We start from the raw sequence: 13,842 nt of genomic DNA, 5'->3' as shown, positions 1-13,842 counted from the left end.
ATTATTATCGTTTGTCAATGAAATTCATTTAAAATCTCATTTATCATTATTGGGATTTTGGATAAAAAAATACCACCTAAGCGGAAATCTAAAAAGAATTTAGATTTTTATGCCAAGGTGGTTCGTTTTTTAAAAACTAAATATTTAAAATTGGATAGTTTGAAAATTTATATCTTATTGATTAATAATTACAATTCCGTCCATTTCCACTAGTGCGCCTTTTGGCAAGCTTGCTACACCAAGAGCTGCACGTGCAGGGTAGGGCTGAGCAAAATATTCACCCATAATTTGGTTTACGAGTTGGAAATTTGATAGATCAGTTAAAAAAATATTGAGCTTAGCAATATCTGCAAGTGAACCACCAGCAGCTTCACAAACTGCTTTTAAATTATCAAATACACGGCGAATTTGAGCTTCGATACCTTCTACAAGTTCCATACTGTATGGGTCTAAACCAATTTGCCCTGAAAGATATAGCGTATTGTCTACTAAAATAGCTTGAGAGTATGTGCCGATAGCAGCAGGGGCATTTTCAGTATGAATGACTTGGCGGGACATTTGGTTCTCCTTGATTAAATCTATTTCCATCATAATCGATGATAGCTTTGGACAAAAGTATCATCGATTTAATTGATTAAGTGAATTTGGAAAGTTTGATTTTGTTAAGGAAACAAAAATTTATAACCAATAGTCTCTATAAAGATTTAACTTACTTTTGAAATTTCCATTTGTGGAGCAGGAGCGTCTAAACGTTCAATCCGTGGGAAACCATAGTGCATGCGTAAATCACGAATGACTTTTGCAATATGTTTACGGTTATTCACTACAATATTCACAAAAGTTCTTTGCTCATTTGAGTGAACCATCTCTACCCCAGCGTTATTTTTACGACATTGATAGATTAGGTCTGATACCTGTTCGTCACTCATTGCCATATAAATAGCAAGATATGCTGTAAAACGGACATCATCTACATCATCTGCTTTCCATTGAAGCGGCATGATATTTTCAGGGTGTAAATGTTGTTCATGTAGCAAGTTATGACATCGAATTCGATGCACAATTAACCCGCGACGTGTTAAATGTCCTTGAATTGGATCGCCTAGAATAGGATTGCAGCAGTGTGCATATTTAACGTCGACTCCTTCCGTACTTTGAATAAGTCGATCTGAGTTTTCTACTTGCGGATGTTTGTCATGAGCAAATAAGTGATTTGCTACAAGTTGAGGTAGTAAATCGCCAACCGCAATTTGTTCAAACAATGTATTTTTATTATCGATGTGGCGCCATTGCAATAGATCTAACCAGTCCGCTTCAGAAAGATCATTGATTGAACGATTAAAAAGTTTTAATGCACGAGAAAGTGCTTGTGCACCAACAAGACGTTGTTCTTCGATATCTTGATCTTTAAGCACATGCTGTAATGCACGACGCGCTTTTTGCGTATTAATAAAGCTTAGCCAGTCTGGGTTTGGTGTTGCCAAAACATCCGTAATAATCTCGATAACCTGACCGCTAACTAATGGGGTAGAGAGTGGTTTAATCTCTCCATCGACTTTTGCACCAACCGCATGGTTACCTAAAAATAAGCTTGCTGAATAAGCAAAATCAACTACAGTAGCGCCTTGCGGTAGCTCATGCAGTTGACCGTGTGGTGTATATACCCAGATTTTTTCTTGATGTAGATAATCAAGTAAATCATTAAAAGTTGTTTTAGCACATTCACCGTCAATCAATGTATTTAAGTTCTGCATTGAAGCCTGAATGGCAGAGCGGCAAGTTTGCGGCGCATTTTCACCTAAAACTACCCCAAAACGGGCAGCTTTACGCATGAGCTCAGTTTGAATGGTAAGAGATAGTGTTGTTTTTTCGCCTTTAAGTTTAATCAATAAAGACTGATTACCGCCGGGTAATGGTCGACGAATGTGGTCTTGGTACTGGATAACCTGAAAGTTTTCTCTTAATGCTTCTTCTAGGCGGTCACAGTCGGCAATGCTTTGTAGAACAATTTCGAAAGCATGACTATGGGTAAGCTCTTGGAGATCCATCTCGTTTTTAACGAAATGGCGTAATAATTCGATATTGTTATTTTTCTTTTTAATACGGCCTTGGATATGATAATTATGCAGAAGTTCAGCGAGGTTTTGTTCCCAGATACTTTGATATTTACAACGTTCTGGCTTTGTCTGTAGCAGAGCATTCTGAACGTTATCAAACATATCAAGGTCAAGGTTTTGATAGCAGAGATTCTCTAGATTATCGCCCATTTCATTCATGCCGACTAATCTTGCCATCGGTACAAATATATCAAAAGTTTCTTGAGCGATGCGGGCACGTTTATCTGGACGTAAAGCACCTAGAGTTGTCATATTATGATAGCGATCTGCTAATTTAATAATGATGACACGCGGATCTTGTAAGGTCGCTTGCAGAATTTTTCGGAATGAAGCTGCCTTATTATATTCTTTATCGCTTGATTGGCTAAGTTTGGTTACACCATCGACTAGCTCTGCAACGGTTAGGCCAAACTTCTCAATAATATCTTCTTTTGTATATTGAGTATCTTCAATAACATCATGCAAAAGTGCTGCCATTAAAGTTTCAGCATCTAAACGCATGTTTGCAAGAATACAGCTTACAGCAATCGGATGCAGAATATAGGGTTCGCCACTTTTACGCGTAATGCCAGTGTGCGCTAGATCGGCAAAATCGCAGGCAGCAAGCACTTTTTCGACTTCGCTTACCGATAAGTAAGGGTCGATAATTAATTTGAGCTGTTGCTTGGCTTGGCTGACCTCTTCGCCTGGCATAAATCACCCTTTTTCCTATTGCTGAAAAACTAAATCTATCTGCTTCTTAATGAAAAGCATATTGCGGAACTTGTCAATTTTTTCATTTGAAAAAGTGTATTTTTTTTTCAATGAAAATAATTGCTTTTCTCAATATGTTTAAATATGGGACAAAGCCAAATAAAAAACCATCGCAGAAAAACGATGGTTTTTTTATGAAACAGGGTGAATTAGAAAGAAAAACCTTCTAAATTCAAGCTGTTTGTAGAAAGGGCAAGATCAAGACTAGAAGTTTGGTAATCTTGCTCACGTTGTTTAAGAATTTCTTTCGTAACGTGCCCAGCCGCGATTTCGCGCAAAGAAACTACAGTCGGTTTGTCGTTATCCCATTCTACAGTTGGCTCCATGCCTTGACGTGCCAATTGACGAGCACGTTTACTTGCAACGAGCACAAGCTCAAAACGGTTGTCTACATGATCTAAACAATCTTCAACGGTGACGCGTGCCATAAAAGTTCTCGTTTTGGAATGGTAAATTTGAACAGACTAAATAGTATAAAAGGCTTTCGATCTAGACTCAAGTTATTCCTGTTTTGGTTGAGGAGTAATCAAGTCTTGAATTAAAGTTTGGTGACGTTTTGCTTGCTGAGATAGCACTAAACGGTTTGCTGTAATCACAGCTTCAAGCTCATGTAAAGCTTTATTAAAATCATCATTGATAATGATGTAATCAAAGTTCGTGTAGTGCTGCATATCTTCTACTGCACAGCTTAAACGATGCTCAATGACTTCAACTGAGTCCGTGCCACGGTTAGATAAACGCTGACGTAAATCAAATTGAGTTGGGGGTAAAATGAATATTTGCTTGGATTCAGGGAAAAGTTTGCGTACTTGTTCTGCACCTTGCCAATCAATTTCAAGTAAGACATCGTGTCCTTGAGCTAGCTGTTGTTTTACCGTAGCTTGAGAAGTGCCATAGTAGTTACCAAATACTTCAGCGTATTCGATAAATCCATCATGGTTGACTTGGTCTAGAAATTCATCTTTTGTAGTGAAGTGATAGTGAACACCATCTAACTCACCGGGACGTTGACCTCGGGTTGTATGCGAGACTGAAACATGTAAATTGCTCACACGGTCAAGCAGGGCTTTTACCAAAGATGTTTTGCCCGTTCCTGATGCAGCAGAAACGACAAACAATAGACCCGACATGATATTTTTCCTGATATGATAAAATATCTTCGCTATTGTAGTGTACCGTGCGTTTAAACTGAATAGTTTTAATTGCAAATATTCAAGAGAAATTCCCCTGTTTTATTAATTTTGAGGCTGTTATGGAAATTGTGTTAGCTAATCCGCGTGGTTTTTGTGCCGGTGTTGATCGAGCCATAGCAATCGTCAATCGGGCTTTAGAATGTTTCAACCCTCCTATTTATGTACGTCATGAAGTTGTACACAATAAATTTGTGGTAGATGACCTACGTCAAAGAGGGGCCGTTTTTGTTGATGAACTAGATCAGGTTCCGGATGACTCAATTGTAATTTTTAGTGCGCACGGTGTTTCAAAAGCAGTTCAACAAGAAGCTGAACGCCGAGGTTTAAAAGTTTTCGATGCGACTTGTCCTCTAGTGACTAAAGTTCATATTGAAGTGACTAAATATGCGCGTGAAGGTACTGAAGCTATTTTAATTGGTCATGAAGGGCACCCAGAAGTCGAAGGCACAATGGGGCAATATGACAAATTAAAAGGCGGTGATATTTATCTGGTTGAAGATGAAGAAGATGTCGCTGCACTTACCGTTCGACATCCTGAAAAACTTGCATTTGTGACTCAAACAACGCTATCTATTGATGATACAGCTAAAGTTATTGATGCTTTGCGTGCAAAATTTCCGCATATTCAGGGCCCACGTAAAGATGACATTTGCTACGCAACTCAAAACAGACAAGATGCTGTACGTGATTTAGCTGAAAAGTGTGATGTCGTATTGGTTGTAGGTTCACCTAACTCATCAAATTCAAATCGATTACGTGAGCTTGCAGAGCGTATGGGTAAAGCCGCTTACCTTGTAGATAATGCTGATCAGTTAGAGCAGTCATGGTTTAATGAGACGTGTAAAATAGGTGTTACTGCTGGTGCCTCTGCGCCAGAAATTTTGATTAAACAAGTGATTCAACGTTTACAAGATTGGGGTGCTCAAGCACCGAAAGAATTAGATGGGCGTGAAGAGAACATAACCTTTAGTCTTCCTAAGGAATTACGTATTCATGTGACTCAAGCTTAAAGTGTGATGCATTTAACATACTGATTTTAAAAAGTTAAACAGATAATTGTTGATATGACAGTTATCTGTTTTTTTATACCCTTTATCTGCTTTGTATTTGTTTTGTAAACATAAGACGTAAAATTTAATTAATAAATAAAAAATTTTAAAGTTTATTTGGGGTGTGGGGATGAGGGGAATTATTCCGCAAGACGGGTTCACCTTGGTTGAGCTTATGGTGACGATTGCGGTCATGGCTATTATCGCGATGATGGCCGCGCCATCTATGTCGAATTTATTAGAAAGTAAGCGACTAGATGGAAACCAACGAGATCTAATCAATACTTTATCGGAAGCAAAGAGCCAAGCCATACTTGGTCGACAAGACGTTTCTATTAATCTGAATTCAACAGCTTTAAATACTCCCACTTCCTTGAATTGGAAAGCTGATTCCAATAACAGTCTTGAGCTTAAAAATATCGCTGCTGATGGTACGCAGAGTTCGTTAACAGCGACGACTTTAACTTTTAATGCGAATGGGGTGATAACCAACATCACCCAAGACACACTTTTATCTATTTGTAATTCAAAAATAAATAAAAAGAAAATTCTTATTTTAACAAAGCTTGGCACATTAATTTTTAAAGCTGAGGAGACATGTTAATGCAGGGCTCTAAACAAAAAGCTCAAGTTGGGGTGGGTTTATTAGAGGTGTTGGTTGCCCTAATTTTAATTGCGATAGGGGTTTTAGGATATGTTGCCTTGCAAGTCCGTGCTATGGATGCTTCTTCAGAGGCATTAAGCAAATCTCAAGCGATTATGATCATGAGAGGATTAGCAGAAAACATTCGCGTAAATAGTTCTCAAGCTAGTCAGTATCCCGCATTTGTCCGTAGTTATAGCAATTATTCATCTACCACCGCAGCTCCTACATTGTGTTTCAATGCGGCTTGTACACCTTCTCAGCTTGCCCAATTTGATGCATATCAAGCAGCAAGAAATGCTGATCAACTTGGCATGAAAATTACAATGACAAATTGCCCAGGGGTTACAAGCACAATGGCCCAGCAGAGGCAATGTTTGTTTGTTTTTTGGGGGAAAACCGCTCCAGTAATTACAACAAATGAGGGAGTCACTAGCGCGGATGTGTCGAGCTGTATGAGTACAAATGGCGTTTATGCCAATAATTCGAACTGTTTAATGATGGAAGCATATTAATGGCTCACTCATTTGTATCATGGAAGCAGCGAGGCTTTACATTAATTGAGCTGATGGTTGCATTGGCTTTAGGTCTAATTTTGGTAGCCGTGGCGACTCAATTATTTATTGGTGGACTTCTATCAAGCCGTCTACAAAAAGCAAATGCTGAAATACAAGATAGCGGTATTTTTGGTTTGGAATATATTGCCCGTGATATACGGCTTCTAAATTATGGAAATGTAACCAACCCAATATTAACTGATACGACCCCTTGGGGCGGTGTTGTATTAACTGCTTCAACTGCAACCAATAACAACAATGTTAATTTTGTCCCTAACGTTGGAACAAATACTTATATTGCTGACACATTACTTAGTCGTGGTGCAGGGGATACGGTGAGTACTGTGAGTAATCACTGGAAAGGTCTTTCAAATATACAGAACAGTTCAAATACTGCTGTGCAAAGTGATCAGCTGACTATCCAATTTATTGCACCTACGAATATGACCAATTGTGAAGGTGTAAATGTACTTGCAGGTGATTTAATTGTAGAGCGTTATTTTTTACGTCTGGATAGCAATGGTAGTTCCCAGCAAGATTATGCACTTGCATGTGATGCAAATACTCCCTCTGCTGTAGCCACAGCTCAACCGACCACTGTTGCTGGGTTAGGCGACGCTGGTCAAATTGTATTGCCGCGTATTGATCATTTCCATGTGCTGTTTGGTGCAAAAAATGCGGCTGGCAATTTTGCTTATTATACCATTCCCCAATATCGCGCTGCTGCACAGGCTGCCCGAGATGCCACACCATCTGTGATGCCGCCACGAATTCTTTCAATACAAATATCTGTATTAGCGCGCTCTACTAATAATGCCCAAAGCAAAGCAATAGATCCTGAGCAATCTTTTTTTATGTTAGATCAAACCGTGCATGCTTCTGATAATACAACTCGATTCTTACGCCGCACTTATAACTTAACAATTGCTCTACGCAACGCGATGGGGGAAAGTCTATGACCCATTTAATTCATAAGAGTAGATCTAAGGAAAAAGGGGCAACCCTTATTGTTGTGCTTATTATTTTATTGATTGTTATTTCTGTAGGCGTTTTAGCAATAAGAGTGGCTATTGTTTCTTTAAAAGTTGCTACCAATAGCCAAGTTAGCCAATTAAATTTTCAGTCATCTGACACTCCTTTAGAACTCATTGTGCAGATGAATCCTACCACCCTAACTAATATTACTAATGTGATTGGTGCCGCGCTTAAAGAGCATGAAAGTAACCCAGGTGCAGAATACAATTTTTGTTATAAGCCTGTTTCTACATCAACAAATTTTGCTCAGACTAGAGGCGCAAGTTTACTTCGAGCAGGAAGTGCCAATAATGCGGTTGTCGAAGATGGCGGAGTGGCGGGTTTCTGCAATTTAACAACTGACTATGGAAGTAATCGTCAAGCAGTGGTTACCCAAGTTGCTGTAAGTGTTCCAACAGATGCTGCTAACGATATTCCAGGTTCAAATTTACCACGAGGAACAAACACCTCGGAAGGTACGCAACTACCTAAAAGCATGTTGTCTACGCAACGTATTCGGGTGATTACAACTGCTTTTTTGCCAGCCTATGCATCTACCTCTATTGAAACTTTACAAAGAGATTGCTTAAGCACGAGTGCAGCAAAAATTAGCGACAATTTTGATACCGCATTAACGGCTAAACAAACATTGGCGGAGTGTTTGGCAAATCATAACGTGCCTTTTAGTACTCAAGTTCAAGAATTTAACTATACCAATAAACTCACTCAAATTACGGCACCAGGTTCATAACGGGGAATATCGTGAAACTAAAATTGAAGAATTTTAAGCCAAATAATTTATGGTATGCCATCTGTTCGAGTTCAGTTGCTTTTACATGGCTAATGACAAGCTCCGTTGTGCAGGCGAGTGATTTACAAATTTATGCTTCACCTACAGCTGGTAAAAAAACTATTGTGATGATGTTGGATACATCAGGAAGTATGACCAACAATAGTTATGGCGAAAACCGTCTGGCCATGCTTAAAAATGGTATGAATGCTTTTTTAGCAAGTAATAATCCTGTTTTAAATGACACTCGTGTGGGGTTGGGAAATTTCTCTGCAAATGGTGATAGCCGAAGTGGGCAGGTTTTAGTGGCTGCTGCTCCTTTAGGAGATGCGAGTACGTTAAATACAGTGGGTTCTCAACGTTATAAATTAAAACAGGCTGTTGCAAATTTAACTGCTGGCGGGTCAACGCCTTCAGCACATGCTTATGCGGAAGCTGCTGCTTATTTGATGGGTACAACGACCTATTCAGAGGCGAATTATGCTATCCGAAAAGATAGCTATATAAAGCGTGTGCGAAAATCTGATAATAGAACGGAATACTCATATTGTACGAATTATCGCGATTCACAAATCGATACCACAAATCTATGGCAACCTTGTCGCTCTAATAGCTATTGGAGTAACTGGTCAACTTCTAATCCGGGTGTGGATACGGCAACTGCTTATGATACTTCGTCGGATTGGACCTATTCTTATACTTATTACTACACCACCTTTAATTATGCTGTAGCAAATGCAGATAGTGGTATCCCAAAATCAAAATCAAACGATACAACCAGCAATCCCAATATTGTTGTAGATAGAAATGCCTCTAATTTAAATGCTATTTACCAATCTCCTTTACCTGCGGTGACCAATCGCCAGAGTTGTGATGGGCAAGGAATCTACTTTTTATCAGATGGGGAGCCGAACAATACAACAAATACGCGTTCTGCAACTGTCATGTCGACAGCCCTAGGCAGCACTTTGGGAGCAAATTTTACTTGTTCTGGAGGTTTGTCTAACACTACAGCAGACTCTGGTTGGGCCTGTATGGGGGAATTTGCAAAAAGATTATTTGATAAAACAAAAAACCCAGCTGGGGTTTCTATTCAAACAGCATTTGTCGGTTTTGGTAGTGACTTTTCTAGTTTAAGTTCTTCTGATGTAAAAAATGCCTGTCGTTTAAGTTCGAGAACCCAATCTGACCGAAAAGGAGATGATGCGTGTTCACCGAATCAGACCACAAATGCGGTCGCTGCACCTGGTTATGGGAATGGAGGTTTTTTCCCTACCCAAAGTGCGCAAGGTGTAACAGACAGTGTTATCGCATTTATTAATAACTTAGAAAAAGTTCCGTTACAACCCTTAACCACTGGCGCTATCTCAGTTCCTTATGATGCACTAAACCCTAAAAATTTACAGGAATATGGTTACTTACGGGCTTTAGAGCCAAACCCAGCTAACACCTACTTAACATGGCGTGGAAATTTAAAGAAATATCATGTTGTTTTATCAGGGGGCAATGCAGGTGCTTTTGAAGCTAACACTGGTGGGTTGGTTTACAATGCAAGTGGGGCTTTTAGAACGGGTACGAAAGATTATTGGAATAGCTCTAATTATAATGATGGAGGTAACGTCTTTTTAGGTGGTTCATATGCAAAAGTTCCTTTACCAATTGCTGGACAAAATGAAACACGTGATGAAGATGGAAATATCATAAAATATTATTACGCAGTACAAACTAAAATCCGCAACTTATTTACTGATGTTTCCGCTGTTGCGGCAGATGGTAGCTTAACGAAAATATCGACTTCTGGAACTAATTTGCTAAAAATCCCAGCTGCTCCCCCAGAAGGAACTAATCCTTTTGATAGTGTGGCTAATACAGCAAGTTATGTTTTAGGAAAATTTAATGCATCAACTGGACAAGATATTTTAAAAGCTTTCCCGATTGGCTTGAAATTAAAAATATTAAATTATCTAGGTTACTCAACTGATATTAGCGCTACGACTTTACCTTCGTCATTAGTTACATCGAATGAACCCTATTTATCGATGGGCGGTAGTATTCATTCTTTACCGGTGCAGCTTACCTATAATGGAACATTAGATGAAAATGGGAATTTAACATCTGCGCGTGAACAATCTATTCTCTATGGAACGATGGAAGGTGGTCTGCATCTTGTGGATGCTTCAACTGGCGTAGAACAAATGGCTTTCGTTCCGGCTGATATATTAAATGATCCAATTGCATCAAAAGCTTTAGTGGTTGGCCAAAGTGATGCCTCAGCTCCTGCTCACGGTATGGATGGGGCTTGGGTATCTGACCCTGCATATAGTATTACTACAACGGGAAGCGGTAGCTCAGCAGTATCAAAAGTAACTGCAAAGCAAATGAATATTTATGGTGGCATGCGAATGGGTGGCAGCAGCTATTATGGCTTAAATGTCTTAAATCCTGTCTCACCTAAGCTCCTGTTTAGAGTAGGAGCAGATCAAACTGATTATAGTCGCATGGGGCAGAGTTGGTCTAAACCTGTACTTGCAAATATACGTTATAACGGAGTTATTAAACGGGTTATGATTGTTGGTGGTGGCTACGACCAATGTTATGAAAACCCGAATATTACCTTGAGTAATTCTTGCTTTACGAATGGAAAAGCAAAAGGGAATGCTGTTTATATTATTGATGCTAAAACTGGGGAACGCTTATGGTGGACTAGTGATACAGGCTCTAATATAGATAACTCTAATATGAAGCACAGTATTGTTAGTCGCATTAGTACCTTAGATCGAGATGCTGATGGTTTGGTAGACCATTTATATTTTGGCGATTTAGGCGGGCAAATTTTCCGTATCGATCTTAATAATAACCAGACAAAAACAAATTCAACTTATAGCAGTTTCGGTATTCGAGTTGTTCGATTAGCGAATTTAGCAACAAATGACTCAACTTATGATGCTTCGAATGACTATACCGCTGGGAATGCGCCGCGTTTTTATGAACCGCCAACAGTGACAATTCATGATTATGGAATCCGCACTTTTATTACTGTAGGTATTGCTTCAGGTGACCGTAGTACACCTTTAGATGTTTATCCGCTTACAGGTCGTGAGGGGATGTCACCGAGCACCGCATTAAGCGGAAGACCTGTAAACAATGTCTATGGGATTATCGATAAAGACTTTATCAAAAAGAATTTAATGTCTTTAGCTGATAACCAACTTGAAACAAAAGATATTACTCGATTGACGCTTCGAAAAAATCCACAAATTTTACGGTCTGGGGAAACACGAGTAGCACAGATTTTCTTTCCAAACACTGGGGTGGGGCAAAGTGGTTGGTATCGCTCACTTTCTAGTATGAGCGATGGCACAGAGAAAGCTAATAATAGTTTCCGTATTAAAGGTGGACTGAAAGCTTTTGAAGAACCTATGGCCGTTACGGGGACTTTAATTGTGCCTGTTTATGATCCGCAGGGAACAGGCATTGTAGCGGCAGACCCATGTTTACCACGTGTAGTAGGTGAAACTGACCAGCAGACGTTCTGTTTACCATTTGGCGCCTGCCTTAATTCTGATGGGTCAATTGATCAAAATAAAGAGAATGGAAGTGGATTCAAAACACAAACTGGTACTAATTGCCCAGTAGGAGCTTCCGAATGTAATAAAAACGTTATTGGCTCCGGTATTCGTGGCGTAACATTTGTACCAACGGAGGATAACCCACCTGCGACTAATAGTTGTGGGAAATTAAAGCTGTCTGGAAACGAGAGTGGAACGGGCGAGTGGCAATGTACAAGTCACTTAGTTCCTGCGCGCTGGTATGAGCGTTATCGCTAAAGGATGACTTATGAATAAATACTATATCCAACGGTTTAATCAGGGTGTTACCTTGATTGAGCTCATGGTTGTCATCGTGATTGTCGCTATTTTTGCTTCGATTGCTATCCCTTCATATCAAAGTTATAGCCGCAGAGCGACTGCCTCTGCTGCTAAAGGTGAAATTCTAAAATTGGCAGAACAGTTGGAACGGCATAAATCCAAGAACTTTACCTATAGAGGATTTACTACGACATCTGTAACTTTGCCACGGGGTGGTTATACGATTGAAATTAGTGATGATACGACGACAGGAAATTTATTGACGAATGCTGCTGCAAATGGGCAGACATGGGTCATTAAAGCGACAACTACAGATTCAAGAAATTTTAATTTTATTGCTAAGAATTCAGGTTTGCGTTGCCAAAGTTTAACAGCTACGGCTGTTGATAATGACTGTGGTGGAGCAGTCACTTGCAATGTATGTGAAACAAATAGTGAGAATTGGCAATGAAGAATGGTTTTACTTTAATAGAACTCATGATTGTAGTCGCAATAATTGCAATTTTAGCGGCTATAGCTACACCTTCGTATTTGCAGTATTTACGCAAAGGACATCGTACAGCTGTTCAATCTGAAATGATGAATATTGCCCAAACATTAGAATCAGAAAAAATAGTTCACAATCGCTATCCATCGAATGCAACGATTACATCGGTTTATGGTTCTAGTGTCAGTCCTCAACAAGGCCAAGCCTTATATAACTTAGCTTTCGCTAGCATAACTGATTCAAGTTGGGTGTTAACTGCTACACCTATTGCTACTAGTTCTCAAGCTGGTGATGGGATCATTTGTCTTAATGATCAAGGGCAAAAATTTTGGGCAAAAGGTGCAACTGATTGTGCGTTATCTGCCACATCAAATTGGCTACAGTAATTTTAAATTCAAAACTGCGGATAACTCAAAAAATAATCTTTCTTTCAGGGCGAAAATCACGTAGAATGTCGCCCTCTATGAAAGGGGTTTGAAGTGTTGTCGATGGTCGGCGCAGGGATAATCCGTAAGAATTATAAGGCTTTTATCATGGTTGTTATTCGTTTAGCACGTGGCGGCGCAAAAAAACGTCCATTCTATCAAATCGTTGTGACTGACAGCCGCAATGCACGTGATGGTCGTTTCATCGAGCGTATCGGTTTCTTTAACCCGACTGCACAAGGTCAAGCAGAAAAACTTCGTTTAGATGCAGACCGTTTTGCTCACTGGGTTTCTCAAGGTGCTCAACCTTCTGAACGTGTTGCTTCTTTAGCTGCTCAAGCTAAAAAAGCTACTGCATAATTTTTGTAGTAGGTAGCCCATGACATCAACACAGAATGTTCCCGAAGATCGTATTCAGATTGGACAGTTACGTTCAGCTTATGGATTGAATGGGTGGCTCTGGGTGTATTCAAATACAGAACCTATGAGCAACATGTTTGACTACCTGCCTTGGTACATTGAGACCAAGGCCGGTTGGCAAACAATAGATGTAAAACGTTGGAAACCACATGGCAAAGGCCTAGTTGTTGCGTTGAAAGGTGTGAGTGATCGCACTGGGGCGGAAAGCTTGGTTGGCGCTAATATCTGGATTGCTAAGTCTCAACTGCCAAAAGCAGATGTAGATGAATACTACTGGTCAGATTTAAAGGGCTTAACTGTGTTAGGTCTGGATGAAGAAGAACAGGAAGTAAACTTAGGGAAAATTCATGAGTTGTTTGAAACTGGAGCTAATGATGTGATGGTGGTGCATGCTACCCCAGACAGCATTGATTCAGAAGAGCGCATGATTCCTTGGCATAAAGATGTAGTACAACGTGTTGATCTTGAAGCTGGTCGTATTTACGTCAATTGGGGCGTAGATTATTAATCCTTTTAGGATTAATA

14 protein-coding genes and 2 pseudogenes are annotated in these 13,842 nt (G+C 39.6%); 11 read left to right on the top strand and 5 right to left on the bottom strand.

What is annotated here, in order from left to right; translation table 11 throughout:
* Nucleotides 1–57: 57 nt before the first annotated feature.
* Nucleotides 58–185: pseudogene (locus ACTJJG_RS03195) on the top strand (hypothetical protein).
* On the opposite strand, the gene ACTJJG_RS03190 reads toward ACTJJG_RS03195, so the two are convergent.
* The 5 genes and pseudogenes from ACTJJG_RS03190 to gmk form a co-directional block, all read right to left on the bottom strand.
* Nucleotides 175–558, bottom strand: a complete 384-nt coding sequence (locus ACTJJG_RS03190; RefSeq protein ID WP_002116996.1) for a RidA family protein — start codon at nt 556–558, stop codon at nt 175–177. The pseudogene ACTJJG_RS03195 and the gene ACTJJG_RS03190 sit on opposite strands and share 11 nt — an antisense overlap.
* Before the next feature lie 146 nt (nt 559–704).
* Nucleotides 705–2,810 (bottom strand): RelA/SpoT family protein, encoded by a 2,106-nt coding sequence (locus ACTJJG_RS03185; RefSeq protein ID WP_032057263.1) that lies wholly within the window; start codon nt 2,808–2,810, stop codon nt 705–707.
* 15 nt (nt 2,811–2,825) lie between these two features.
* Nucleotides 2,826–2,981 (bottom strand): annotated as a pseudogene (locus ACTJJG_RS03180) (hypothetical protein).
* 38 nt (nt 2,982–3,019) lie between these two features.
* Nucleotides 3,020–3,298: a DNA-directed RNA polymerase subunit omega gene (rpoZ, locus tag ACTJJG_RS03175; protein ID WP_002116990.1), complete on the bottom strand. Its 279-nt coding sequence runs from the start codon at nt 3,296–3,298 to the stop codon at nt 3,020–3,022.
* Nucleotides 3,299–3,370: 72 nt separating this feature from the next.
* Nucleotides 3,371–4,000 (bottom strand): guanylate kinase, encoded by a 630-nt coding sequence (gmk, locus tag ACTJJG_RS03170; protein WP_002116973.1) that lies wholly within the window; start codon nt 3,998–4,000, stop codon nt 3,371–3,373.
* A gap of 122 nt (nt 4,001–4,122) precedes the next feature.
* Here gmk and ispH point away from each other — a divergent pair, with 122 nt between their 5' ends.
* The 10 genes from ispH to rimM all read left to right on the top strand — a co-directional run bounded on the left by ispH (nt 4,123) and on the right by rimM (nt 13,825).
* Complete coding sequence (gene ispH / locus ACTJJG_RS03165; RefSeq protein ID WP_002116992.1) at nt 4,123–5,073, top strand: 4-hydroxy-3-methylbut-2-enyl diphosphate reductase; 951 nt, start codon at nt 4,123–4,125, stop codon at nt 5,071–5,073.
* A gap of 169 nt (nt 5,074–5,242) precedes the next feature.
* Nucleotides 5,243–5,716, top strand: a complete 474-nt coding sequence (locus ACTJJG_RS03160) for a pilus assembly FimT family protein (protein WP_005067119.1) — start codon at nt 5,243–5,245, stop codon at nt 5,714–5,716.
* Entirely contained in the window at nt 5,710–6,270 is a 561-nt protein-coding gene (pilV, locus tag ACTJJG_RS03155; protein ID WP_081037637.1) for a type IV pilus modification protein PilV, read from the top strand. The genes ACTJJG_RS03160 and pilV overlap by 7 nt, the downstream gene beginning before the upstream one ends.
* The gene (locus ACTJJG_RS03150) at nt 6,270–7,271 is read left to right on the top strand and encodes a PilW family protein (RefSeq protein WP_057061737.1); all 1,002 of its coding nucleotides are present in this window, start codon (nt 6,270–6,272) and stop codon (nt 7,269–7,271) included. The genes pilV and ACTJJG_RS03150 overlap by 1 nt, the downstream gene beginning before the upstream one ends.
* Nucleotides 7,268–8,077: a PilX N-terminal domain-containing pilus assembly protein gene (locus tag ACTJJG_RS03145; RefSeq protein ID WP_017481716.1), complete on the top strand. Its 810-nt coding sequence runs from the start codon at nt 7,268–7,270 to the stop codon at nt 8,075–8,077. Before ACTJJG_RS03150 ends, ACTJJG_RS03145 begins: the two co-directional genes overlap by 4 nt.
* A gap of 11 nt (nt 8,078–8,088) precedes the next feature.
* Nucleotides 8,089–11,943, top strand: coding sequence for a PilC/PilY family type IV pilus protein (locus ACTJJG_RS03140; protein ID WP_057061736.1), 3,855 nt, complete (start codon nt 8,089–8,091; stop codon nt 11,941–11,943).
* Between the two features lie 10 nt (nt 11,944–11,953).
* Entirely contained in the window at nt 11,954–12,436 is a 483-nt protein-coding gene (locus ACTJJG_RS03135) for a type IV pilin protein (RefSeq protein ID WP_002116770.1), read from the top strand.
* Nucleotides 12,433–12,858 (top strand): type IV pilin protein, encoded by a 426-nt coding sequence (locus ACTJJG_RS03130; RefSeq protein WP_002117055.1) that lies wholly within the window; start codon nt 12,433–12,435, stop codon nt 12,856–12,858. The genes ACTJJG_RS03135 and ACTJJG_RS03130 overlap by 4 nt, the downstream gene beginning before the upstream one ends.
* A 147-nt stretch (nt 12,859–13,005) precedes the next feature.
* Nucleotides 13,006–13,257, top strand: coding sequence for a 30S ribosomal protein S16 (gene rpsP, locus ACTJJG_RS03125; RefSeq protein WP_000260334.1), 252 nt, complete (start codon nt 13,006–13,008; stop codon nt 13,255–13,257).
* A 19-nt stretch (nt 13,258–13,276) separates the two neighbouring features.
* A complete protein-coding gene (gene rimM, locus ACTJJG_RS03120) occupies nt 13,277–13,825 on the top strand; it encodes a ribosome maturation factor RimM (RefSeq protein WP_002116736.1) in 549 nt (182 codons plus the stop codon).
* The last annotated feature ends 17 nt before the right edge of the window (nt 13,826–13,842 follow it).

This window comes from Acinetobacter sp. 22512, from assembly GCF_052044755.1.
GTDB classification, from domain to species: domain Bacteria; phylum Pseudomonadota; class Gammaproteobacteria; order Pseudomonadales; family Moraxellaceae; genus Acinetobacter; species Acinetobacter pittii.
This window is presented reverse-complemented; position numbering and strand designations above follow the sequence as displayed.